Source organism: Halobellus clavatus, assembly GCF_900107195.1.
In the GTDB taxonomy this organism is placed as follows: domain Archaea; phylum Halobacteriota; class Halobacteria; order Halobacteriales; family Haloferacaceae; genus Haloquadratum; species Haloquadratum clavatum.
The window spans coordinates 275,055-298,692 of sequence record NZ_FNPB01000003.1 but is presented as its reverse complement, the minus strand read 5'-3'; the positions used below and the strand labels follow the sequence as shown (position 1 = coordinate 298,692).

Sequence of the window (23,638 nt, the reverse complement as noted above, 5' to 3'; positions counted from 1 at the left end):
TCAGCCGCTGTAGCGGTCGTCGTCGGGGCGCTGTTCGCGTGGGAACCACGCGAGTTCGTGATCGGCGGCGAGTTCGAGCCCGACGGGCCCCGAATCGGGGACGTTCTCGTCGTGGTTGTGCATACACTGGATCGATTCGCCGGTCTCGAGTTCGACTTCGTAGAGGAAGGTCGGACCGAGATACCGGCGCGTGACGACCTCCCCGCAGGTCTCGAACTCACCATCTGGTGGGTGGGCGCTCACGTCGTCAGGGCGGACCAGCAGGTCGATCTTGGTGTGATCGTACTCGGGCGCGAGCCCGTGGATCTGTGCTCTGGGGACGGTCCCCAGGTCGGTCTCAACGCTGTCGCCGGAGACGTACCCCGGAACGAAGCTCGCGTAGCCGAGGAAGGCCGCGACGAAGCGGGATTCGGGGTGCTGGAAGACGCCTTCGGGGTCACCGACCTGTTCGATCCGGCCGTCGTTCATCACGGCGACGCGGTCGGAGATCGACAGCGCCTCTTCCTGATCGTGCGTGACGGACACCGCTGTCACACCGGTCTCTTTGATGATCTCGCGGACTTCCTCGCGCATCTCGACGCGGAGGTCGACGTCGAGGTTCGAGAACGGTTCGTCGAGCAGGAGAATCTCCGGTTCGGGGGCGAGCGAACGCGCGAGGGCGACGCGTTGCTGCTGGCCGCCGGAGAGTTGATCGGGATAGCTGTCGCCCTGCCCGACGAGGTCGACCAGTTCGAGCAGTTCGTCGACTCGGGCGTCGACCTCGTCGTCGGGTCGGTCCTTCAGCCCGAAGGCGACGTTCTCGCGGGCGGTGAGGTGTGGAAAGAGAGCGAACTCCTGGAAGACGACGCCAACGCCGCGTTCTTCGGGTGGAACGAAGGCGGACCCGGGATCGGAGACGGACCGACCGTTCAACCGCACCACGCCGCCGTCCGGCCGCTCCAGCCCCGCGATGACGCGGAGCGTCGTCGTCTTCCCGCACCCGGAGGGGCCCAGCAGCGTGAGGATCTCCCCTTCGGAGACCGACAGCGAGAGCCCCTCGACGACGGTTTCGGAGCCGTAGGACTTCTTGAGGCCGTCGAGTTCGAGCACGACGTCATCGTCTGCGTCGGCCGGACCGTCCGCTGCGGATGCGTTCCCGCCGGCAGTCTCTGGGCTGGCCGCGACACCGTCACCGCGACCCGTATCGACGCGATCCTCCGCCTTTGATTCCACCGCAGCCTGTGTGCTATTTGACATCATATCCCTCCTGTCTGAGAATCACGAGCATCGAGAGTCCGGACACGAATAGTAAGACCAGCGCCGGTATCGCCGCCTGTCCGAAGTACCCCGACTCATACGCTGTCCAGATATGCGTGACCAACGTGGTAAAACCCGACGGTCGAAGAAGCAGGGTCGCGGGGAGCTCTTTCATCGTTGTCAGGAACACGAGCGCCGCACCGCCGAACAGCCCCGGCGCGACGAGCGGGAGCGTCACGTGCCGGAACGCGCCCGCCGAGGTCTGCCCGAGCGTTCGCGCGGCCTCCGGCAACGAGGGGTCGACCGAGAGGAACGAGGCTCTGAGCGACCCGACCGACTGGGGCAGAAACCGGATCACGTACGCGAAGACCAGGAGATACAGCGTCTGATAGATCGGGGTCGCGTACTGGCTCCCGAAGTAGACGAGCGCGAGGCCGAGGACGACGCCTGGAACCGCATAGCCCACGTAACTGATGCGTTCGAACGTCGCGGGGAGAATGCCGTCGTATCGGGCTGAGAGGTAGGCTACCGGCAGCCCCGCGACGACGGCGACAGCCGCGGCTGCGGCAGCGACCAGCACCGAGTTGCTCACGTAGGACCACTGAAACGCCAGCGACTGGTTCACCGACGCGGATCCCGTCCCCACCCACGAGAGCAGGATCGCGACGGGCACGACGAGCGCCAGGCCGGCGATCAACGCGGCGAATCCCATCGCCAGATAGCGCCAGCGCCCGAGTGAGACGGTCGCCCGCGAGCGCCCGCCGGCGGTGGTCCGCTCCTCTCCGCGCACTCGCGCCTCCAGCCAGAGGATGAAGACCGTGACTGCGACGAGTTGCAGCGAGAGCAGGATCGCAGTGTCGCGGCCGAAGCTCCCGAACTCGACGAAGATTACGCGTGTGAACACGTCGTAGCGCATAATCGACGGGGTCCCGAAGTCCGCGAGAACGTACAGCCCCGAGAGCAGCGCCCCGGCCGCGACTGCCGGACGGATCTGTGGGAGCGTCACCCGTCGGAACGTCTCCCAGCGGTCGTGTTCTAACGTCCGGGCGGCATCGATGAGGGTCGTGTCCATCGACTTCAGCGACGCCCGTGCTGTGATGTAGACGTACGGATACGTGTACAGCGTCAGGATCAACACCGATCCCTGCAGCCCGTAAATCTCGGGGATCTTCGCCACGCCCAGCGGCGCGAGCAGTCGCTGGAAGCCGCCCTGCGGGCCGAACGCTGAGACGAAAGCGAACGCCCCGACGTAACTCGGGATCACGAGCGGCAGCGACACCATCACGGTCCAGAAGCGACGGAACGGGATGTCGGTCCGGACAGTGAGGTACGCGAGCGGGACGCCGATCAGGACGCACGCGGCCGTCGAGAGCACCACGAGCACGGCGCTGTTGACGAACACCTGCAGCGTCGTCGGGCGAGTGAGCAGCGCGAGGGATTCGGTGAGGCCCACTGATAGTCCGGTCCGGAACAGCCAGAGGACGGGGAGCAGCACACCCGCCGCGACGGCGGCCGCAGCGATCGAGACGCCGAGCGGGGGGCTGGCGTCGTCGTCTGTGTCGCCGTCGGCCGTGCGCTGGTGTTCGGTGGCCATCGTGGGGTGTCCGCTCCTCGGAAACTCAGAGGACGCCGGTCTCCCGCAGGAGATCGATCGTCGCCTCGAGGTCCGACAGTTGTGAGAGGTCTATCTCCTCGGGGGGATTCAACTCGTCGATCGTCGGGAGGCGACCGATCGGTTCGACCGCGGGGACCAGCGGATACTCGAACGTCGTCCGGGCGAAGTAGTCCTGCGCCTCCGCCGAGAGGAGGTGCCGGACGAAATTCGCGGCGAGCGTCGTGTCCGCGGCGGTATCGAGAACACACGCTCCGGCGACGTTGAAGATCGCGCCGGCGTCGTTCTGCGTGAACGCGGTCCGGACCGGTGCCGAGAGCCCTCGTCGCGCCAGCACGCGCTGGATGTAGTAGTGGTTTGTCAAGCCGGCGGAGATTTCACCGTCAGCCACCGCGCGTGCGACCTGGAACTCGTCACCATACTGGCTCGCCCCGAGCTCCTGCATTCCGGTGAGCCACTCGCGGGTCGCCGACTCGCCCTCGAGCAGCCGCATCGCGGTGATGAACGCCTGGAACGACGAGTACGTCGGGGCCCACCCGAATCCGTCTTCGAACGCCGACTCGTCCGGGAACGACATAATGTCGGTCGGGACGTCAGACGCTGAGAGCACGTCGGTGTTGTAGGGGACCGAACGGGCGCGGCCGGAGGTCCCGATCCACGCACCGCTGTCGGCGCGGAAGTTCTGCGGGACGAACTCCAGTACGTCCTGCGGCAGCGACTGCGTCCGTCCACGGTTCTCCAGCGCGCCGAGCGCACCGGCGTTGACCGAGTAGAACACGTCCCCGGGGCTGTTCTGCCCCTCGGTCTCGAGTTGGCTCACCAGTTCGGCCGCATTGTTGTACAGCGGCCGGACCGTGAGGTCCGGATACAGATCCTCGATGTACGAGATGAGTTCGCCGACCAGGGCCTCGCCGCGTCCGGAGTACAGCGTCAACTCACCCGAGAGGTCGGGCATCTCCGACATCGACACGCCCGAGACAGTCCGATCGCCGAACGGTGATCGACCCGAGCCGATCTGCTCGGACGACTCCGCCGCCGGGGTCGCCGTCGAGGTCTCCGTCGCTGTGCCGTCGGACCCCGGCGTATTACAGCCTGCGACGCCGATGATTCCCGCAGCCGCAGCGGCTTCGAGGAACCGGCGCCGGCTCGGTCCGCCCGAGGTTCCGGATGCTCCGTCCATACCTGATTTAGGTCTGCCTAAAACGTATATACCTTCCGGTCTCTGACGATCGGTGACCGTGGCTACTCCCGACGAGCCCGACTGACACCGTGCCACAGCAGGCTACTCCCGTGTCGGTACGGTCACACGGATCTCGGTGCCGTCGTGGTCGGCGGTGATGTCGATCGTCCCGCCGACGTACGTGATGAGCCAGTAGGCGAACCACAGTCCGAGTCCCGACCCGTGTTCGAGTGGATCCTCGGTTCCGGCCTCGATGACCCGTTGTTCCTCGCTCGGGAGGCCGGACCCGTTGTCCACGACGGTGACGGTCGCCGTCGTGCCGTCGAGCCTCGCCGAGATGAACACCTGCGGCGACGGTGCGTCGCAGTGCTTGGCCGCGTTCTCGATGAGTTCACGAAGCGCCGGCACCACCCGCGTGTCCACAGCGGGCGAAGGTGACGGGCCACCGTCGACGACCACCTCGGTGTCCGGATACGAGGACGCAATGCCGTCTCCGAGTCGCTCCAGGATTTCTGTGAGTTCCCGATTCGAGTCCTCCTCCAGCGTCCTGTTGAACGCCTGCCGAGCGTGCCGCGCTTTCTCGCCCATCTCGAGCAGCGACCCGACGTTATCCTGAATCGCCCCGAGGTGATCGAGGACCCGGTCCTCGTCCAGCGTCCGCTGGAGCACGTCGGCGTATCCCTGGATCGCGGCCCCCTTGTTGCGGAGGTTGTGACGGAGCACCCGATCGAAGACCGCGAGCTGCTGTTGGCGCAGTCGGTGATCGGTGATATCGTCCTGGATAGCGACGAACCCCTGGACGACGCCGTCCTCGGCTTTGATCGGCGCGATGGTCTGATTCAACACGAGTCGCTCGCCGGATTTACGCTCGTTCACCGTCTCGCTGTTCCACACCTCGCCGCTGAGGATCGTCTCCCAGAGTTCCGTGTAGAACGCGTCGCCGTGCGCACCGGATTTGAGAATACTGGGGTCTTCGCCGATGGCCTCGGCCGCGGTATATCCCGTCATCTCCTCGAAGGCCGGGTTCACATACTGGATCGTGCCCTCGTCGTCGGTGATGAGGATCGCGTGCCCGGCGTGTTCGACAGCGTTCTTGAACCGTCGCAGATCCTGCTCGCGCTCTTTCCGCCGGCTGATGTCCTGAAACAGCGCCAGCACGGCAGGCGCACCGTCGTAACTGATCCGAGACGCCCGAAGATCGATCTGCTTTCGACCCTCCGGTGTCCGGATCGGCACTTCCGCCCGAGTCTGGGCGATTTCACCGGCGATCAATCGGCCGTACTGATCGCTGATGAACGCCCGTTGCTCGGAGGTGAACAGTTCGAGTGGGGGCATCTCCCTGAGGGCGTCACTGTCACGGCCGGTGATCTCCTCCATCCGCCCGTTGACGAACGCGAACGCCCCGTTTTGTACGACTGCGATGCCGTTCTGGCTCCGTTCGACCAGCGTCCGGTACTTCGTGTGCTCCTCTCTGAGCCGGTCGTTCCGCTCTCTGAGGTCCGCGGTCAGTTCTTCGGTCTGTTCACGGCGGACGAGGTGATTCGAGATGGTGCGGAACAGCGCCTGTTTCTCGACCGGGGCCGACACGACGTCGTTCACCGCGAGCGGCGGCTCACTCGTCTGGATATCCGACAGCGTGACCGAGACCGGAGACGCTTCCCGACGGACCAGGACCACTGGACAGTACACCGGATCCTGCGCTCGCTTGTATTCTATGATCGCCTCGCGGTATCGGGGGAACGACTCCTCGCCGACGAGAGAGAGGTCGACGGATTCGAGCGTCTCTTCGACGACCGGCGAGTGGAGCTCCGAGAGCAACGACGCCATCGCGCGACGGTTTCCCTCGTCGGCGAGGAGCAGTTGGATTCTGGCCATCGGTGCCTCCGATCTCACTCCGAGGAGCGCGTCGCCCCATCCGTTCGTTGCGGTATCCCCTCGAAGACCCCGTGAATGCCGGTCACTGGCTCGCCGACCTCCAGGCCGTCACCGGTGATCCGATACCGGCGCGGAACTGTCTCGAATCCACCGAGGCGTTTCTTGAGCACGCCGACGATCCGCTGGAGGTCCCCCTCGAGTTCGATGTAGTTCTGGAAGATGATGTTGTCCGCGATGTAACTCACGTTCTCGCTGGTCGCTTGCGGAAGGCCCATCACGTCGTTCCGTTGATCGATCAGGATCACGGAGACGTTCATATTCGTCAGGTACTGCGTCAGGGCCTGCAGCCGCCGTCGCAGGCCGACGCCGTTCTCGTCGCCCTTGATCGCCGTGTTGTACCCGGCGATCCCATCGATCACGACCATCTCGGCGTCGTTCTCTTCGACGTGCGTCCGGACGCGGTGCGCGAACTCCTCGGGGGAGTTCGAGAGTGAATCGACCGCATCGACGTAGAGCGACCCCGACTCGCGCTGGTCGGTGATCGGGTACCCGAAGGTCTCAGACCGCTGGGTGAACATCTCCAGCGATTCCTCGAAGAGGCACGCGATGGCCGTCTGGCCGTTCGCCGCGGCGGTCGACAGGAACGCGGTCGCGGCCGTCGTCTTCCCCACGCCGGTCGGCCCGCTGACGATGGTCACCGTCCCCCGCTCGAGACCGCCGCCGAGGAGCGAATCGAACGCGCTGCTCCCGGACTCGAACTGATCCGGTTCGAACCGCCGTGCGTGGTTCTCCGGCCGGAGTGAGGGATAGATCCGCAGGCTGTCTCCGCGGATCTCCAGTCCGTGTTTCCCGTCGCGCTGGCCGACCCCGCGGTGCTTGGGCACGCTGATGCGCCGGCCCGCCTTTTCGTCCTCGTATTCGAGCGCGATGACCCCGTCGCTGAGCGATCGCAACTGCGTGTCCATCTGTTGCCGCGGGGTCTTGGTCGCGAGGACAGTCGTCCCACGGTTCTTCAGAAACCGCGCGAACGAGATGATGCGCCTGCGGAACTGGTACTCCGTCGGTTCGAGATACTGGAACTGCGTGATCGGATCGATCAACACGCGGGACGGATCGAGAGTCTCGATCGATTCCCGGATGTCCGAGATCAGGTTCCGGTCTTCGAGATCGGCCGGATCGACGACGTCGTACGACTGCGCGGACGTAAAGAAGTCCGATTCGGGGCCGATGTCGAGGAACTCGGCTCCCTCGATGTCGATCCCGAGTTCGGCCGCGTTGGCGCGGAGGTCCCCGACGGACTCCTCGCCGTGGATGAACAGGACCGTCTCGTCGTCGGCGAGCCCCTCACTGAGGAACTCGGTCCCGAGGAGCGTCTTCCCGGTTCCGGGTTCGCCGAGAACCAGATAGAGTCGCCCCCGGACGAATCCTCCCTCGAGAAGCGAATCGAGGCCGGGAATCCCACTGGAGAGTTGATTGAATGACGAGTCCATATAAATCAGGTTGTACTTTTCCCAGTACGGTGATAAGGATTTTCTTCGCGCTATCTCCGTTGACAGGGACAGCGCCGGAACGTCGCTTCTACGGGCGGTACAGTGTTATCTAAGAAACATAATGGAGGTTTCACATACACCGTCGCCCGCGACCGCAGACGAGTCCGGGCGGCCGATCGGAGCGAGGGGTCCTCAGTCGTCCGCGATGGCCGGATCCTGCTGTGGCCGGACTGTCGTGTCCGCCAGTCGATCCAGACAGTCGAGCCAGTCGAGCCAGTAGGCCCCGCAGTGGTTCAGGAACGCACCGTTGATCCAGTCATCGAAGTCGCCCTCGGCGAACGCGCGAGCCATCGTTTCGGCAGCGGTCCACCAGGAGTCGGCGTCGCCCCCGACGTCGTCGACGACCTCCCAGACGTGCTCGTTGAGTTCCAGCCCGGGGACCTCGTTGTTGAGGTCGTCGAACGTCGGCCGCGGGGCCTTGTTGTGCGCACAGAGAGGGTAGCCGTTGACGATCTGTTTGTCCAGTACGTCGGCCGCGCGCTTCAGGAACACCCCCGACCAGATGTCGTCGAACCGGCCGACGTCCCAGTCGTTGTCGTCCATCGGGAGTTGGTAGAACGCCGGGATCACCTCGCGCTCGAACGCGAGATTCATCGAACAAACGGTGAGGTACTGCCCGGATTCGGCGACGAAGTCGCCGTCGAAGTCCGCCTTTTCGGTCCGGGTCTGCGCCTGTCCCTGCAGGTCGCCGTCCATCAGGATCCGGACCGCATCGAGGTCCGGAACGTTCGTCCACAGTCCCTGGGAGGCCACCACGTCGGTCAGTTCCTGCCGCCCGGTCTCGACGGTCTCGTCCATCGCCGAGTAGGGGTAGCCCCGCGGATACAACCCGTGCTCGTCGGCGTGCTGATAGAGGACGTTCACCCAGCGCTCGTCGGAACTGACGGACTCGACCTCGTCGGTGCGGTCGAGATTCGCCAGGTGGCGACCGAAAAAGTCCCACTCCTCGTGCGGGAGCGTGTCGTCGTCGATGAACACGCCCCGCTCGAAGCGCGGGTGGGCCCACATATACAGGAGCCCGAAACTGGTCTGCGCGTGAGATGCGGCGGGGACGAGGTGTGCGAACTCGCCGACGTCGTGCGTCTCGAACCACGCCTCACGACGCGATCCGTCGTAGACTGCACCGTCGACGCCCTCCTCTTCGAGCAGCTGTTCCATCGCGTCGACGTCGCAGAAGTCCTCGGTGACGAGGAGCACGAACAGTCGATCGAGGTCGAACCCGTGGGCCCGCGCGTTCTCGAAGTACGCTCGCATACACTCGTACTCGCGAATCGTCGGGACGACGACACAGACGTCCTGATCCATTGCCACCATTTCTTTAGGCTGCCCTAAAAGATCTGTCGCTCCGCCCTCGCGGCGAGATCAGCGGGACGGCCGAAAGACAGTGGTTGCCGCAGTCCGTTCACTCCGAGAGTGTCGAGCAGCGAACTCACTCCGGAGGCGTTGCGTTCGCGGACCCGAGAGACGGGAGTCCCGACACTGCCGGCCGACACGACAGGGACCGTCGTCTGGCACCGGGACGACTTGCGCCTCGACGACCAGGCGGCCGTCGCCGCGGGCGCGGAGGCCGATCGGCTGCTGCCGCTGTTCGTCTTCGACCCGTCGTTCTACGGGTCCGACGGGCTCGCGTGCGACGCCCGACTCCGCTTCCTCCACGAGTGCCTCGACGACCTCGATCGACGATACCGCGAGCGGACCAACGCGGGGCTCTCGTACGCGGTCGGTGAGCCGATCGACCTCCTCGAGCGGTTCCGCTCGGCCGGCTGGAACCTCGTCGCCACAGCGTCTCCGTCGGGCCGCTACGGCCACGAACGAGACCAACGGGCCTACAGGGAACTCGACGCGACGTTCGTCCCCGGCGACGGTCTCGTCCGCGACGCGGAGCGACCGCGCCGGGAGTGGCAGGACCGAACCGAGGCGTGGTTCGCCGCCGACCAGTACGACTGGGACCCCGACTCGGTCCGCGTGGTCGAGTTCCCCACGGGGCTCGATTCCTCGGACGTCGAGCGCGCGTACGACGTCGACCCGACGAAGTCGCGGGTCCCGCAGGGGGGCGGACAGCAGGCGCGAGCGCGGTTGCGCTCCTTCGTGGATCAGATCCACGAGTACCCGGGCGCCATCTCCTCACCCGTCGACGCCCGCGAGGGGACCAGCGGGCTCTCGCCGTACCTCAAATTCGGCTGCCTCTCCGTCCGGCAGGTGTACCAGTACGTCGATGCACACGCACCGGATGCCCGGGGCACGGAAATGTTCGTCTCCCGACTCTTCTGGAACAGACACTACGAGCAGAAACTGGCCGACTGGCCCGGGTGGACCGACCGCGCCGTCAACCCCGTGCTCAGAGGGTTCAATGCGGACCGACGAGACCCCGAGTTGATCGCGGCGTGGAAACGCGGCCGCACCGGCTATCCGATGGTCGACGCCTCGATGCGGTGTCTTCGCGAGACCGGCTGGCTCAACTTTCGGATGCGAGCGCTGTGTGCGTCCTGTTATTTCCACGTGCTCCAACAGCCGTGGCGGATCGGGGCCGACTGGTTCTATCGCCACCTGATCGACGCGGAGGCATCGATCAACTACACGCAGTGGCAGTCGCAGTGCGGCCTCGTCGGGCGACCGACGCTCCGGCTGTACAACCCCCGGAAGCAGGTCCGCGATCAGGATCCCGAGGGTGAGTTCATCCGCGAGTGGATACCCGAACTGGCTGCGCTGCCAACCGAGTACCTGGACCGACCCGAACATACACCCCTCGCCGTGCAGGCGGAGTGCGGCGTCAGGATCGGCGAGGAGTATCCGCGGCCGGTGGTCGACTACGAAGCAGCCCGCCAGGAGTTCCGCGAGCGCCTCGAGGACGTCCGCGCCAGGGCCGCCGACGCCCTCGCCCGGCCGGCGGTGGCGGACCGCGCGTCGCTCTCCGGGGGCCGGTCCGCAGCGCGGTCGATCGCTCGGAATCACGGGACCGAGACCGAACAGAACGAGTCAGACGACGGCACACAGGCCAGACTGGACGCGTTCGGCGAGTCCGAGTTCCGCCCGGAGTGAGTCGCCGCGGCCCGTCATTCGCTGAGCGCGTCGAGGAGGTGGACCGCTTCGGCTTTGGACAGCGGGTCGTTGGCGTTGCCGCAGTGCGGCGACTGCACGCAGGCTGGACAGCCGTCCGCGCAGTCGCAGTCGGCGATCACCTCGCCGGTCCGCCGGAGCAGCGTCTCGATCTCCTCGTACCCGCTCTCGGTCAGACCGACGCCGCCGGGGTAGCCGTCGTAGATGAAGATCGTCGACTGCCCGGTGTGGGGGTGATGCGGCGTCGACAGCCCGCCGATGTCGCCGCGATCACACAAGAACGACAGCGGGAACAGTGAGATCATTCCGTGCTCGGCAGCGTGGATCCCACCGTTGAAGCCGTATTCGCCGCCCATCTCTCGCATCTCCCGCTCGACGTCGCGTGGGACAGTGACGTACAGCGCGCTCGTGCGCAGAGTTGTCTCAGGCAGATCGAGCGACTCGCGACCGATCGTCTCGCCGCGCTTCGGGTCGCGCCGCTCGAAGCCCGTGATCTGCTTTCGCATCGTCACCTCGGCGAATCGGACCTCGGTGTCCGGTCGGGCCGACAGCGACTTCGCCCGCTCGTCGGCTTCGACGGTGATCGTCTTGTCGTGGCGGACCCGCGTGTAGTAGTCCGCCCAGGTGGGCTGCAGGGTGGCGACGTCGCGATCCAGATCCAGGGTGCGCACCTCGTAGGTCTGTCCCTGGTGGTGGTAGATGGCGCCCTCGTGGGCGTCGCGAAGCGCCTCGGCGAACGAGAGCGACGCGACGACGTCGTTCGACCGCGAGTCCAGCAGGTCGATCTCTCGACGTTCGATCGTCCGCAGACTCATCTCGTGCTGCGGGCTCCCGTCGCCGTCGTGGAGCCAGCGGATCCCCCGGTCGGTCTCACGGCGGTCGAGCCGTCCAGCCGCCGTGAGATCACTCACGACCGACGCGAACTGCGAGCCGAAGTGCGCGTCGTCGGCCGTGTTGAGCCAGTTTTCCGCCGCCGCCGAGGCGACGTGGTCCGGAAGCAACTCCTCGTTCTCGGGGTCGCAGACGGCGCGCTCGGGATCGCCCTCCCAGAACTCCTCGGGGTGTCGGAGCAGGTACTGATCCAGTTGGTCCTCGCCGCCGAGGAGGATCACGAGCGCCTCGTCGTCGCCGCGGCCCGCGCGACCCGCCTGCTGGAACGCGGACATCCGCGTCCCTGGATAGCCGTCGATCAGAACGGCGTCGAGTTCGCCGACGTCGACGCCGAGTTCCAGCGCGTTCGTCGACCAGACCCCGCGGACCGAACCGTCGTGGAGCCCCGCCTCGATCTCTCGCCGCCGATCGTTCGTGAGCGCCGCTTGGTAGGCAGTCACCGACGACGCCGCGTCGTGGTGGCCGCGCTCGCGGAGGTCGGAGGCGCTCTCTGTCGCATACCGTTCGGCGGCCTGCCTCGCGCGGGTGAACGCGAGCGTCTGGAACCCCTCGGCGACGAGGTCGACGAAGAGGTTCTTCGTCTCGACGTGGCTCGACCGACGGCGGCCGCTCCCGCCGGTGGTTCCGTTCGACGCCGCCGGCCCGTCGGTCGTCGCACCGTCACCCGTCGCGTCCCGTCCGTCCCCGTTGGCGTCGTACTCCGGTGGGTTCCACAGGAGCCAGTGCTTCGGGCCAGTGGCACTCGCGTCCTCGTCGATCAGACGGAACGTCGACGCCTCGCGGCCGGTGACCCGGGCAGCGTGCTTGATCGGGTTCCCGATGGTCGCCGAGCAGCAGACGTACTGCGGATCGCTGTCGAACCGCTCACAGAGTCGGTTCAGCCGGCGCAACACCAGCGATACGTGGCTCCCGAACACGCCCCGATAGCCGTGGATCTCGTCGATCACGACCGTCTCGAGCGACGAGAAGAACCACTCCCAGAGCCGGTGCGCGTGCGGTAAGATTCCGTAATGGAGCATATCCGGATTCGAGAGCAGCACCGTCGGGCCGCGGTCGCGAACGTCGCGCTTCTCCGACTTCGACTGTCGCCCCGTGTACTCCGCGACGGACACGCGACTCCCGAATCCGAGGCCGCGGGCCAGCGACGAGAGCGTCTCCGCCTGATCGGCGATGAGAGCGTTCTGGGGGCCGAGATACAGCGTCCGACCGCCGTGGTCCATCGCCCGTTCGAACGCCGGCACCGTGTACGCGAGGCTCTTCCCGCTCGCAGTCGGCGTCGCGAGGACGACGTTGTCGCCGTCCCGGACGGCCCCGATCGCCGCCGCCTGGTGGTCGTAGAGTCGGTCGATCCCCGCGTTCGAGAGCGCGGTTTCGAGCCGCGATTCGAGGTCGACATCGGCGTGTGTCGCCTCGCGACCCTCGACGCGCCGGTGGTCGCGGATCTGGTCCACGTAGTAGGGGCGGTCTCGGAGGTCGGCCACGAGTGCGTCGACCGTCGGGCGTTCGTCCACAGTCGTTTCTCCGTCGGGCCGAGAGCCCCCTGACCGTTACGATCGCTGGGTGACTGGGTGGCTGAACCGCTGGGTCACTGGGTGGCTGAACCGCTGGGTCACTGGGAGGCAGAATCGCTGGATCACTGAGGGGCTGGGTGGCTGGGTCGCGAACGACTGACCGGGGGCGGCGACGACGGTCCCGCTGACTGCGCCGGCGGCCGCCGGGGCGGATCCACGGCCGCCAGCACGATTTTGCCTATGCAGTGCCAAGTACAGATATGACCCAGTACGACTCCATTCTCATCTACGACGGCGAGTGTCCCTACTGCTCGATCGCCGCCCGGGCGCTCGAACGGCTCGACGACGTCGGGGCCATCTCGTGGTACGACGACGCCGCCCAGGAGTTCTTGCAGGCCCAGTTCGACGAGACGCCGTTTGCGATGTTCCTCGTTGATCGGCGGCGGCGACGCGTCTACGCCGGACGCTCGGCGGCCAAGGAATTAGCCGACCGGGCCGGGACGCCCGGCATCGTCGGGTCACTGGTGCGCGACAACTACGAGACGATCGCCACGGTCGTCGGCGTGGCGAGCGGCCGCGGCCGCGAGGCCGCCGACTATCACGACATCTACCCGCTCGGTGACGACGCGGCGGACCTGTTCGACGGGCTCGGCGCGAACGCCGAACGACAGCCCGAAGCGCTGGCCTGAGGATGAGCGACGCCGGACGTCCTGATAGCAACATCGTCGACATCGACCCCGTCGACGTCGCGGCCGAAGACGACGCCGTCGGAATCGGAGCAGGCGCGGCCCCGCCGGGGACGTACGTCCTCTTGCTCTCGCTCCCCGCTGCCGAAACCGTCTCGATCGGCGCGCTCGGGACAGCGCGAATGCCACCCGGTGCGTATGCCTACGTCGGCAGCGCGTTCGGATCCAACGGCCTCGCTCGCGTCGACCGGCACAGACGGGTCGCGGCGGGCGAGCACGACGTCACCCACTGGCACATCGACTACCTCGGCGGTCATCCCTCCACGTCGCTCGACGGCGTCGTCGCCGCGCCGCACGCGGACGTCGAGTGCCGACTCGCGTCCTCGCTGCGGGCGGAGGAGGCGCGACTCGAATCCGCACCCGTCAGCGGGTTCGGCGCGTCCGACTGTGACTGCCCGACGCACCTCTTCGTCGCTGACGATGTGGAGACTCTACGCTCGGCAGTGAACGACGGATTCCGTGACGCGGTGAGCGGTATCGCCGAGTAGAACGATCCGGCCGACCCCACACCGGTCCGGGCAGAGCCGGCACGGGGTCGGCAGGGGATTCGGCCAAAGGGCTAGTCGATACCGATTTCGCCCCCGGTGAACCCACGCAATTGCCGGTTGTCAGAGGCACCCCGGCAGTGCAATAATTGCTCTCTCGGTACTTATAATCACCTACCGTTGTGGAGACGAACCGGGATTCCGGCGTCAGTCTCGGGTGCAGGTTTATACCTGAGACTCTAGGATCGTCACTCGAACATCCCGGTCGACATGTACCGTTCACCGCTGTCCCAGAACACTGTGAGCACCAGCGGGGGATCATCCGCCGCCCGGGCATCCCGTTCAGTCGGTCCATCGTGGTCCGCTTCGGAGTCGATGATGTACCCGGGATCGGGGTCTGTATCCGCCGCGTCGGGGTCGGCGAGTCGTTCGGCAACCCGCTTGGCGGCGAGGTTCGATGCGCCGGAGGACTGCCCGACGAGGATGCCCTCCTCGCGGGCGAGGCGGCGGCACTCGGCCTCGGCCGCGTCGATGGTGACCGTCTCGACGTCGTCGAGCAGCTCCGTATCGAGGTTGGGACTGACGAACCCCGGCCCCATCCCCTGGAAGTCGTCGATCCCGGGCTCGCCGCCCGAGAGGACGGCGTTGTCGGCGGGTTCGACGGCGACGATCTCCATCTCGGGGAACGCCTCGCGCAACCGACGGCCGATCCCGGTGATCGTCCCGCCCGTTCCGACGCCCGCGACCAACGCATCGACCGTGCGATCACCGATCTGATCGAGTATCTCCTCGCCGGTGGTCAGATAGTGTGCGCGGGGGTTCGCGGGGTTCTCGAACTGCCGCAACTGGATCATCCCCTGCTCTTCGAGTTCGTCTGCCCGCTCTTTCGCATCGGAGATGTCGCCGTCGACGAGTTCGATGTCGGCCCCGTAGGCCGCCATAATCTGCCGCCGTTCGGGAGACTTCGAGCCAGGCATCACGACTGTGAGGTCGTACCCTTTCGCGGCCGCGACGACTGCGAGGCCGATGCCAGTGTTCCCGCTCGTCGGTTCGACGAGCGCGTCGCCGGGGGAGATCTCGCCGTCGCGCTCGGCGCGCTCGACCATCGCCAGCGCCGGCCGATCCTTCGCCGATCCGCCGGGGTTCTTCGACTCGAGCTTCGCCGCGACGGTCGCCCCCGGCGGCGAATCGACCCGGACCAGCGGTGACCCGATCGTCTCCAGCACGTTCGCGTTCATATGCATCCGTTCGTCGGAGGGGCACAAGACGATGACGACGGCGGCCACACCGTTCCGGTATCGCTGTCGCCCCCAGAAGCCACCGCGAGGTTTACCCGCTCGCCCGTCGTACCCGAGCGTATGTCAGAACCCGACACCGACGTCGACGCCGGAGAACTCGACACGATGCAGCCGAATCCAGCCTGGAGCGCGGACGCACACGAAGACACCGTCGAAGCGCTGGCCGAAGACGGACTCGTCTTCCGCATCTGGGGCGGCGACTGGTGTGGCGACTGTCGCGGCCAACTCCCGGACTTCGGGGCCGCACTCGCGGCGGCCGAGGTCCCCGACGAACGCGTCCATCACTACCCCGTCGAGAAAGAAGACGACGGGAGCAAAACCGGCCCGCTCGTCGAGGCGTACGACATCGAACTGATCCCCACCGTCGTCGTCGAGCGCGACGGCGACGAAGTCGCTCGCTACGTGGAGAACGAGGACCGGCCGATCGCCGCCTATCTCGCAGCGCGACTCTGAGGGACAGCGGCCATAGATATTTTGTAGGGGTCTGGTCATCGTTCAATCGTAATGGACCGGCCGGATTTCACCGGCATCCTACTCGATCGCGCCCAGGACAAGGTGGCGGTCCTCGACGAAACCGGGACGTTCACCTACGTCAGCGGCGCCGCGAAGCGGCTTCTCGGATTCGACCCCGATGATCTCGTCGGCGAGAACGCCTTCGAGTACATCCATCCCGAGGACCGCGAGACCGTGGTCGACGCCTTCGAGGAAACCATCCAGGCCGGCTCCTTCGCCGACATCTCTGTCGAGTATCGACACCGCTCCGCAGACGGTGGCTGGGTCTGGCTGGAGAGTCGGATGTCGAATCTCAGCGACGCCGCACTCGACGGCTTCGTCGTGAGTTCACGCGACATCACCAGACGGATCGAGGCCGAGCGTGAGCGGCAGGCAACGGCGGAACGACTGGAGGAGATCGCGGCCGCCTCGGGCGACGTCCTCTGGATGTTCGATGCAGACTGGTCCGAGGTTCTCTTCGTCAACCCCGCGTACGAGGAGTTGTACGGGCGTCCCGTCGAGGAACTCGAGGGAACCCCCCGGACGTTCCTCGACACGATCCACCCCGAAGACGTGCCGCAGGTCGAGGAGGCGATGGACCGTCTCAGTTCGGGGACGTCAGTCGACATCGAGTACCGAGTCAACCCCGCGGAGGACTACGACCGCTGGGTGTGGGTGCAGGCCGAACCGATCGTCGAGGACGGCGACGTGCGCCGGATTACGGGGTTCACCCGCGACGTCACCGATCGGCGACGTCGCGAACGGCAACTGTACGTGATGGACAATCTGCTGCGACACAACCTCCGCAACGATCTCAACGTCATCCTGGGGACGGCGACCGTCATCGAAGACAGCATTCCGGAGGCCGCCGAGCAGACCGCCGTGATCCGCCGGACCGGCGAGGCCCTGTTAGAGAGCGCCGAAAAGGGGCGGGAGATCATCAACATCGTCACCAAGCGGGCGGCCCGAGAGCGCTTGGACCTCCAGGGAGTCGTCGAGGATGGCCTCACGGACATCCGTCGACGGTTCGAGGCGACGAATCTCGAATACGACCCGCGTGAGTCCTGTCCCGTGTACGTCCGACCCGAACTCAGACTCTGCGTGATCGAACTGCTCGAGAACGCGATCAGACACGCGGAATCGGACTCGCCACGGGTGCGGATATCGACGCGCTGCTGGAGCGATCACGCCGAACTCGTCGTCGAGGACGAGGGGAGCCCGATTCCGCAGATCGAAGCGGACGTCCTCGAGGGAAACCACGAGATGAGTGACGTCTATCACAGCAGTGGCCTCGGATTCTGGCTCGTCTACTGGGCCGTCGAAGTCTCGGGTGGGTCGGTGATCGTCGACTCCGGAGAGAGCGGAAACCGGATCACCCTTCGTTTGCCGCTGGCCGATCGGTGATCCGGCGCGGTCGGTCCTGATCACTCAGTGGACGCGGGCGCTTCGGCGTGCGGTAGTACTCACTCGTCGTCCGTGTCCGCACTGAACCACGCGAGCGCCTCCGAGAGCGAGTGCGTCGGCGGCGAGCAGACCCGCCCCTCACACAGGTAGATTGTGGGCTCGCCGTCCCGTTCGGTCCGGCCACGCCAGATGGGCGGGGCCTCCTCGAGGCCGAGCGTCGTCAGCCAGGCGTCGAGGTCGTCGTCGGCCCCGGGCCGCGGTGCGACGACTGCGTCGGGCAGGTACGTCGAGGCCAGCGAGGACCGCACCGACTCGGGGAGGCCGCTGGTCCGCCCGTCTGTCGATGTCAGTCCCCCGGTCGCGAGGACGACCTCCGTCCCGCCCCGCGCCCGCGACGCCGCTGCGAGTCCGAGCGAGACGTGTTCGAGCGGCCGACCGCGGATCGTATCCGCGTGCGTGTCGAGGACCGATCCGGCCACGCGCCCGAAGTCCGAGTCGGGGACGAACGAATCGAGATGGAGCAGCACCGACGCCGCGACGCCGGCGCTCGACGGCGTCGATTGATCCATCAGTTCCTGGGGCCGCGCGACCAGCGACTCGCCGTCGGCGGGCGTGAGATACAGCGTGCCCGCCTCGGCGTCGTAGAACTCCGAGACCATCACCTCGGCCAACTCGACGGCGAAGGCGAGGTGGGCGACGTCGCCCGTCACCTGATACAGCTCGAACGCGCCCCGCGCGAGGAACGCGTAGTCGTCGAGGTACCCGTCGCCCTGCACGTCGCCGTCCTTGTACCGTCTGGCGAGCCGCTGCTCCGATGCATCCCAAAGGTGCTCGCGGACGAACGAGAGCGCGTCCGCAGCGAGATCGGTGTACTCGTCGTCGCCGAGGACGAGACCGCCGCGGGCGAGGCTGCCGATCGCGAGGCCGTTCCAGGAGGCCAGGATCTTCTCGTCACGGGCCGGGCGGACGCGCTCGGCGCGGGACTCGAACAACGCCTCACGGGCGTCCGCTAAGCGGTTGGCGACGTCCGACTCCGAACAGTCGTAGGCGTCGGCGAGGTCGGGAATCGAGGTGTCGATCGTGAGGACGGTGTCGCCCTCGAAGTTCCCCGACTCCGTCACCCCGAACCGGTCGAGAGCGATCTCAGCAGTCCGCTCGTCGTCGATCGCGGCCGTGACTCCCTCTGGCGTCCAGACGTAGAACGCGCCCTCCTCGCCCTCGCTGCGGGCGTCGAGCGTGCTGAAGAAGCCACCGTCCTCGTGGCGGAACTCCCGCCGGAGGAACCCGAAGGTCTCCCGGACGATCGTCGCGTACCGCTCGCGCCCCGTGAGCTGATACGCCGACAGGTAGACCCGTGGGAGTTCGGCGTTGTCGTAGAGCATCTTCTCGAAGTGCGGGACCGTCCACTCCCGGTCGGTGGCGTAGCGGTGAAAGCCGCCGCCGACGTGGTCGTACATCCCGCCGGCCGCCATCGCGTCGAGCGTTCGAGTCGCGGCCGTTCGCGCGTCGTCGGTATCCGACGCCGCGTACGAGCGGAGGAGCGCGTCGATCCGCCCCGGTTGTGGGAATTTCGGACCGCCGGAGCCGAACCCGCCGTACTCCCGGTCCGTGGCTCTGAGTGCCGATTTCGCGAGGCTCCCCAGGACCTCCGAACCGAGCCCATCCTCGCCCGCGGTGTCGGCATCGGGACCGGATTGCTGACCGGCCTCGGCCCCGACTTCGGGGGTCTCGCCGTCGGCAGAGCGAGAGCCTTCGGTGCCCGCTGGAGTCGCGTCCGGCGTCGTCTCCAACTGGTCGCGGATCGCGTCAGTCCACTGCGACGCCCGGTTCTGGATCTCGCCCCGATCGGTCTCCCAGGCGGTCGCGAACGACTCACAGATGTCGAGAAAGCCGGGGACGTTGCCGCGTTGGGGGTCCTCCCGTTTCGGGAAGTAGGTCCCGACGTAGAAGGGTTCGCCAGCAGGTGTGAGCCACACCGACAGCGGCCACCCGCCGCCGCCGGTGACGCGCTGGCAGATCGTCTGGTAGATTCGATCCAGATCTGGTCGCTCCTCGCGGTCGACTTTGATCGGGACGAACGACTCGTTGAGCACCTCGGCGACCGCCTCGTCCTCGAAGCTCTCCTCGGCCATCACGTGACACCAGTGGCACGCCGAGTAGCCGACCGAGAGGAAGATCGGGCGGTCGGTCGCCTCGGCGGCTTGCAGTGCCGCGTCGTCCCACGGTTGCCAGTTGACGGGGTTGTCCGCGTGTTGTCGGAGGTAGGGACTCTCCTCCTCGTCGAGGCGGTTCCGGGACAGCGGATCGTTCATAGGCCGTATACGGCCGTGCCGGGGAAAAGCGGTGCGACAGGGCCGTCCGTGCGGAACGCAATCGGACAGTCACGAACGTGCACACACGAGAGCGCACAAAGAGCAACCTTTACACTCTCGTGTGCAGGTCCTCCGGATATGTCTGCTTCGGAGACGGTCCTGCTGATCGGCGGCGGCGGCCGCGAGCACGCGATCGCTCGGTCGCTGACCGCTGATTCAGCCTGTGACCTGTACGCCTGTGCCAGCAACCGGAATCCCGGAATCGCTGCGCTCGCCGCGGGCTTCGAGACGATCGCCGAGACCGACGCCGCCGCGATCGTCGAGTACGCCGACCGAATCGGCGCGACGCTCGCAATCATCGGTCCAGAGTCGGCGCTGCAGGCGGGGGTCGCCGACGAACTGGACGCCGCCGGCGTCTACACGTTCGGCCCCGGCGCGGAGGCCGCACGCATCGAGACGGACAAGGCGTTCCAACGGGAGTTTATGCAGACCGAGGAGATCCACGGCTGTCCCGACTTCGCCGTGTTCGACGATATGGACGCCGCCTGCGAGTACATCGACGAATACGACGGCGACCTCGCGGTCAAGCCCGCGGGCCTCACGGGCGGGAAGGGCGTGAAGGTCATCGGAGACCAGGTCGACCGGGAGGGAGCGAAGGCCTACCTCAGAGAGAACGACTACGACCGGGTCGTCCTCGAGGAGCGACTCGTCGGCGAGGAGTTCACCGTCCAGGCGTTCGTCGCGAACGGCGAACTCCGGACCACGCCGGCCGTACAGGACCACAAACGGGCGTACGAGGGCGACGAGGGTCCCAACACGGGCGGAATGGGGAGTTACAGTGATGCGACGCCAGCGCTCCCGTTTATGACCGGCGAGGAGTACGAGGCCGCCGTCGACATCCTGGAGGCGACCGTCGAGGCGCTTCCCGACTACAAGGGGATCCTCTACGGACAGTTTATGCTCGGCGCCGACGGCCCGCGCGTGGTCGAGTTCAACGCCCGCTTCGGTGACCCCGAGGCGATGAACACGCTCCCCGTCCTGGAGACGTCGTTCCTCGACGTCCTGACCGCCGCCCGCGACGAAGACACCCTCCCGGAACTCGAGTTCAACCGAGCGGCGACCGTCTGTAAGTATGCCGTCCCCGACGGGTACCCGACCGACCCCGACAGCGGCGCGCAGATCGCCGTCGACGAGGGGAACGTGGGGGACGCGCTGCTGTTCTACGCCAGCGTCGACGCCCGCGAGGACGGACTCTACACGACCACCTCTCGCTCGTTCGCGGTCGTCGGCGTCGCCGACACGATCGAAGCGGCCGAAGCGCAGGCCGAAGACGGCCTCGCGGCCGCGGGCGACGGACTCCGGATCCGCCACGACGTCGGCAAGCCCGATCTGGTCCAGCGGCGGATCGACCATCTGCGCGAACTCCGCAGCGAGTAGCGGTCGGGTGTGGCCCTGTCGACGCAGCGGCTCCCCCGCTCGGCCCCGGACTCCGACGCCGACGAGGGAACCTTTTGGTCGGTGCACACGAAGGAGCGGTCGTGAGCGAGGACGCCGAGGAACGCGACGGACGTGAAGCCGGCGGCAGCGACGGTCGGAGACACGACCGACTGGGACGGCACTCCACGCCGGGCGTGCGGAATTCGCTGTGGCACTGGACGGACGCGAAGCCGATCACGCGAGTCGCGCTCAACTACCTCCTCGTGTGGCTCGCCCGGGTGGTGCCCTCCCTCCGCCTCAGGAACTGGGCGCTGCGCCGACTCGGCGTGACCGTCGGCACGGGCGTCGCGTGGGGACTGGAGGCGACGCCGGACGTCTTCTGGCCGGAACTCATCACGCTCGGCGACCACGCCGTCGTCGGGTACGACTCGGTGCTCCTGTGTCACGAATTCCTGCAGGACGAGTACCGAACGGGCGAAGTCGTCGTGGGCGATCGCGCGATGATCGGTGCGAAGGCGGTGGTCCTCCCCGGCGTCCAGATCGGTGAGAACGCGCAGGTGGCCGCCAACTCGCTGGTCACTCGCGACGTCCCGCCGGACACGACGGTGGCCGGGATCCCCGCGAGACCGGTCGAAGCGGGAGTTGGCGCGGACGCGGCGCAGGATGGTCCCGCCGAACCAGCCGGTGACACCTCCGAAACGGACGATGACGACCCCGAACCAGCAGATGACGCAGCGAGTGACGAGGCCGACGACGACGACGCCTCCGGGCAGCGCGACGAGACGGCGACCTAATCCCGGATCCGCACGACGCCGTCCTCGAAGACCGCGCGGTTGGGAACGATGAACTCCTCGCCGTCGTTCTCGATGTGCGTCACGAAGAGGTTCACTTCCTGGACGACGCCGCGTTTGCCGCCGATCTCGACTTCGTCACCGATGACGTACGGCTGATCGAGCAGTAGATACGACCCGGCCGCTCCCGACTTCAGCATATCGGAGAACGCGAAGGTGAAGAGCAGCACCAGTGCAAACAGGTACGCGCCCAACAGGACGACGAGCGCGAGAGTCGCGACGCCCAGTTGCGAGAGCGCCACGAGCACCGCGACGAAGAAGACGGTGAACTTCGCGATCCGGGGAAAGACACCGATCTGCGGAACCTTGACTCCTGTCAGGCGTTCGTTGATCAGGAGATCGACCTTGTCGCCGACGACGACACCGACGATGAGGATGACGAGTGCGAGAAACAGTTGGGGGAGGAACTGCACGGCTCGGGTCCAAAACGAGAACGCGACAGACACGTTGGCGACAGAAAACACCAGGAGAACGGTGATCGCCAGGACGAACACGCGGACCAGTGAGCCCAGCACTTCGACAGTCGAGGTGTCGAAGTCCCGCGCCGTCCGCTCGAATGCGGTCCCCTCGATCGCATCGGGCACGCCGAGCCGGACGAGCAGACGGGTGGTCAACGTTCCCAGCACGAGGGCGACGACGAGGCCGACGAGCCCCACCACGAGGGCCACCCAGATCGGGCGAGGGATCGCCCCAAGTACGTCCCGCAAGGGGTCTCCCCCGATCTGCAGCATCCCGATTGGATCGACAGCGACGCTCTCGGCGGCCTGAACGCGGAGAGGCGGTGTCATCAGTACTCCTCCGGATCGATCTCCAGGATTATTTGCCCACCTTTGAACGCCCGGACCAGACCGTCCGACTCAGAGAGAACGATCGCCGTCGCGTTTGTGTCGCGGGTGATCGCCGCGCCGGACATATGCCGCGCACCGAGTCCTTTCGGAATGTCGACGCCCTCGGCGGCCGGTTCGAGATAGCGGTAGGCGCTGACGATCTTCCCGGCGTCGGAGATGACGAACGCGCCGTCGAGTCTCGAGAACTCTTTGAGCATCACGTTCACGATCGGATCGCCGACGTGGACGTGCGATTTCTCGAAGGGATTGTAACTGAGCGGTCGGGACTTGTTCATCACCTTCCCCGCGTCGCCGACGACGAAGAGCGCGCCGACGGGCTTGCCTTTCTGTCCCTTCTTGCCCAGTTCGATCGCCACCTCGAAGACGTCGCGGATGACACCCGGCTCGGCCCGCGAGTTCGCGAAGAGGTCGTAGATTCCCGAGCGCATCGACTCTTCGATCCGGACCCGGATCACGCCATCGGCGTCGCCGCCGAAGACACCGACGCTGCAGGCGATGGCGTCACCCTCCTCGACGAGTCCCTGCTCGAACGCGCCCTCGATGCCGAATCGAATCCGGTCGCGGACGTTGGTGAACTCAAGCGGGAGTTCGACGTACGGGTCCGCGCCGACGGCGTTCTCGGGGGCGACGACGACGAGTTCGACATCAAGTTCGGCGTCAGCGAATCGCTCGTAGTGGGAACTGCTCGGCGAGAACAGAAACACGCCTTCGACATCCGACACGACAGCTCCTAGGAGGTCCGATAACGCCGCCATTACTGAGAGTACTCGCCGGGCACTTATAAAGCGTTGTGGGACGATCTCACGACTGCGATCAGTCTGCCAGGCGTCTGACACAGCGAGGGGTGACCGCG

18 protein-coding genes are annotated in these 23,638 nt (G+C 66.5%); 7 read left to right on the top strand and 11 right to left on the bottom strand.

The window, feature by feature from the left end; all coding sequences use genetic code 11:
• The 6 genes from BLU74_RS07010 to BLU74_RS06985 form a co-directional block, all read right to left on the bottom strand.
• Complete coding sequence (locus tag BLU74_RS07010; protein ID WP_394327867.1) at positions 1–1,239, bottom strand: ABC transporter ATP-binding protein; 1,239 nt, start codon at positions 1,237–1,239, stop codon at positions 1–3.
• Positions 1,226–2,830, bottom strand: a complete 1,605-nt coding sequence (locus BLU74_RS07005; RefSeq protein ID WP_089766550.1) for an ABC transporter permease — start codon at positions 2,828–2,830, stop codon at positions 1,226–1,228. Before BLU74_RS07005 ends, BLU74_RS07010 begins: the two co-directional genes overlap by 14 nt.
• A 25-nt stretch (positions 2,831–2,855) precedes the next feature.
• A complete protein-coding gene (locus tag BLU74_RS07000; RefSeq protein WP_089766549.1) occupies positions 2,856–4,028 on the bottom strand; it encodes an extracellular solute-binding protein in 1,173 nt (390 codons plus the stop codon).
• A 102-nt stretch (positions 4,029–4,130) separates the two neighbouring features.
• Positions 4,131–5,903, bottom strand: coding sequence for a sensor histidine kinase (locus BLU74_RS06995; RefSeq protein WP_089766548.1), 1,773 nt, complete (start codon positions 5,901–5,903; stop codon positions 4,131–4,133).
• Positions 5,904–5,917: 14 nt separating this feature from the next.
• Positions 5,918–7,393: an ATPase domain-containing protein gene (locus tag BLU74_RS06990; RefSeq protein ID WP_089766547.1), complete on the bottom strand. Its 1,476-nt coding sequence runs from the start codon at positions 7,391–7,393 to the stop codon at positions 5,918–5,920.
• 192 nt (positions 7,394–7,585) lie between these two features.
• Positions 7,586–8,758: an alpha-1 4-glucan-protein synthase gene (locus BLU74_RS06985; RefSeq protein WP_089766546.1), complete on the bottom strand. Its 1,173-nt coding sequence runs from the start codon at positions 8,756–8,758 to the stop codon at positions 7,586–7,588.
• Between the two features lie 108 nt (positions 8,759–8,866).
• Between BLU74_RS06985 and BLU74_RS06980 the strand changes: the two genes are divergently transcribed.
• Complete coding sequence (locus tag BLU74_RS06980; RefSeq protein WP_089766545.1) at positions 8,867–10,492, top strand: FAD-binding domain-containing protein; 1,626 nt, start codon at positions 8,867–8,869, stop codon at positions 10,490–10,492.
• A 14-nt stretch (positions 10,493–10,506) separates the two neighbouring features.
• Here BLU74_RS06980 and BLU74_RS06975 read toward each other — a convergent pair whose 3' ends face one another.
• Positions 10,507–12,912 carry a DEAD/DEAH box helicase gene (locus BLU74_RS06975; RefSeq protein WP_089766544.1) on the bottom strand — a complete coding sequence of 802 codons (2,406 nt, stop codon included), beginning with the start codon at positions 12,910–12,912 and terminating at the stop codon, positions 10,507–10,509.
• Positions 12,913–13,172: 260 nt separating this feature from the next.
• On the opposite strand from BLU74_RS06975, the gene BLU74_RS06970 reads away from it, so the two are divergent.
• On the top strand, positions 13,173–13,601 hold the full coding sequence (locus tag BLU74_RS06970; protein ID WP_089766543.1) for a DCC1-like thiol-disulfide oxidoreductase family protein: 429 nt from the start codon (positions 13,173–13,175) through the stop codon (positions 13,599–13,601).
• Between the two features lie 2 nt (positions 13,602–13,603).
• Entirely contained in the window at positions 13,604–14,146 is a 543-nt protein-coding gene (locus BLU74_RS06965; RefSeq protein WP_089766542.1) for a GIY-YIG nuclease family protein, read from the top strand.
• Between the two features lie 245 nt (positions 14,147–14,391).
• Here the strand turns inward: BLU74_RS06965 and BLU74_RS06960 are convergent, their stop codons facing one another.
• Positions 14,392–15,381 carry a PLP-dependent cysteine synthase family protein gene (locus BLU74_RS06960; protein ID WP_089766588.1) on the bottom strand — a complete coding sequence of 330 codons (990 nt, stop codon included), beginning with the start codon at positions 15,379–15,381 and terminating at the stop codon, positions 14,392–14,394.
• A gap of 120 nt (positions 15,382–15,501) precedes the next feature.
• On the opposite strand from BLU74_RS06960, the gene BLU74_RS06955 reads away from it, so the two are divergent.
• Together BLU74_RS06955 and BLU74_RS06950 are read left to right on the top strand one after the other, a co-directional pair.
• Positions 15,502–15,894: a thioredoxin family protein gene (locus BLU74_RS06955; protein WP_089766541.1), complete on the top strand. Its 393-nt coding sequence runs from the start codon at positions 15,502–15,504 to the stop codon at positions 15,892–15,894.
• A 51-nt stretch (positions 15,895–15,945) separates the two neighbouring features.
• On the top strand, positions 15,946–17,337 hold the full coding sequence (locus tag BLU74_RS06950; RefSeq protein WP_175454581.1) for a PAS domain-containing sensor histidine kinase: 1,392 nt from the start codon (positions 15,946–15,948) through the stop codon (positions 17,335–17,337).
• A gap of 59 nt (positions 17,338–17,396) precedes the next feature.
• Here BLU74_RS06950 and BLU74_RS06945 read toward each other — a convergent pair whose 3' ends face one another.
• Complete coding sequence (locus BLU74_RS06945; protein WP_089766540.1) at positions 17,397–19,649, bottom strand: thioredoxin domain-containing protein; 2,253 nt, start codon at positions 19,647–19,649, stop codon at positions 17,397–17,399.
• A gap of 138 nt (positions 19,650–19,787) precedes the next feature.
• On the opposite strand from BLU74_RS06945, the gene purD reads away from it, so the two are divergent.
• Positions 19,788–21,086 (top strand): phosphoribosylamine--glycine ligase, encoded by a 1,299-nt coding sequence (gene purD, locus BLU74_RS06940; protein ID WP_089766539.1) that lies wholly within the window; start codon positions 19,788–19,790, stop codon positions 21,084–21,086.
• 101 nt (positions 21,087–21,187) lie between these two features.
• On the top strand, positions 21,188–21,880 hold the full coding sequence (locus BLU74_RS06935; protein ID WP_089766586.1) for an acyltransferase: 693 nt from the start codon (positions 21,188–21,190) through the stop codon (positions 21,878–21,880).
• Here BLU74_RS06935 and BLU74_RS06930 read toward each other — a convergent pair.
• Positions 21,877–22,725 carry a mechanosensitive ion channel family protein gene (locus BLU74_RS06930; RefSeq protein ID WP_089766538.1) on the bottom strand — a complete coding sequence of 283 codons (849 nt, stop codon included), beginning with the start codon at positions 22,723–22,725 and terminating at the stop codon, positions 21,877–21,879. The genes BLU74_RS06935 and BLU74_RS06930 overlap by 4 nt on opposite strands.
• The gene (gene dacZ, locus BLU74_RS06925) at positions 22,725–23,540 is read right to left on the bottom strand and encodes a diadenylate cyclase (protein WP_089766537.1); all 816 of its coding nucleotides are present in this window, start codon (positions 23,538–23,540) and stop codon (positions 22,725–22,727) included. Before dacZ ends, BLU74_RS06930 begins: the two co-directional genes overlap by 1 nt.
• Between the last annotated feature and the right edge of the window lie 98 nt (positions 23,541–23,638).

Coding starts and splice junctions, on each gene's coding strand:
- BLU74_RS06995 (WP_089766548.1), bottom strand. CDS start 5,903: ATGGCCAGAATCCAACTGCTCCTCGCCGACGAGGGAAACCGTCGCGCG.
- BLU74_RS06990 (WP_089766547.1), bottom strand. CDS start 7,393: ATGGACTCGTCATTCAATCAACTCTCCAGTGGGATTCCCGGCCTCGAT.
- BLU74_RS06960 (WP_089766588.1), bottom strand. CDS start 15,381: ATGAACGCGAACGTGCTGGAGACGATCGGGTCACCGCTGGTCCGGGTC.
- BLU74_RS06965 (WP_089766542.1), top strand. CDS start 13,604: ATGAGCGACGCCGGACGTCCTGATAGCAACATCGTCGACATCGACCCC.
- BLU74_RS06970 (WP_089766543.1), top strand. CDS start 13,173: ATGACCCAGTACGACTCCATTCTCATCTACGACGGCGAGTGTCCCTAC.
- BLU74_RS06985 (WP_089766546.1), bottom strand. CDS start 8,758: ATGGATCAGGACGTCTGTGTCGTCGTCCCGACGATTCGCGAGTACGAG.
- BLU74_RS07005 (WP_089766550.1), bottom strand. CDS start 2,830: ATGGCCACCGAACACCAGCGCACGGCCGACGGCGACACAGACGACGAC.
- BLU74_RS06950 (WP_175454581.1), top strand. CDS start 15,946: ATGGACCGGCCGGATTTCACCGGCATCCTACTCGATCGCGCCCAGGAC.
- dacZ (WP_089766537.1), bottom strand. CDS start 23,540: ATGGCGGCGTTATCGGACCTCCTAGGAGCTGTCGTGTCGGATGTCGAA.
- BLU74_RS07000 (WP_089766549.1), bottom strand. CDS start 4,028: ATGGACGGAGCATCCGGAACCTCGGGCGGACCGAGCCGGCGCCGGTTC.
- BLU74_RS06955 (WP_089766541.1), top strand. CDS start 15,502: ATGTCAGAACCCGACACCGACGTCGACGCCGGAGAACTCGACACGATG.
- purD (WP_089766539.1), top strand. CDS start 19,788: ATGTCTGCTTCGGAGACGGTCCTGCTGATCGGCGGCGGCGGCCGCGAG.
- BLU74_RS06930 (WP_089766538.1), bottom strand. CDS start 22,725: ATGACACCGCCTCTCCGCGTTCAGGCCGCCGAGAGCGTCGCTGTCGAT.
- BLU74_RS06945 (WP_089766540.1), bottom strand. CDS start 19,649: ATGAACGATCCGCTGTCCCGGAACCGCCTCGACGAGGAGGAGAGTCCC.
- BLU74_RS07010 (WP_394327867.1), bottom strand. CDS start 1,239: ATGATGTCAAATAGCACACAGGCTGCGGTGGAATCAAAGGCGGAGGAT.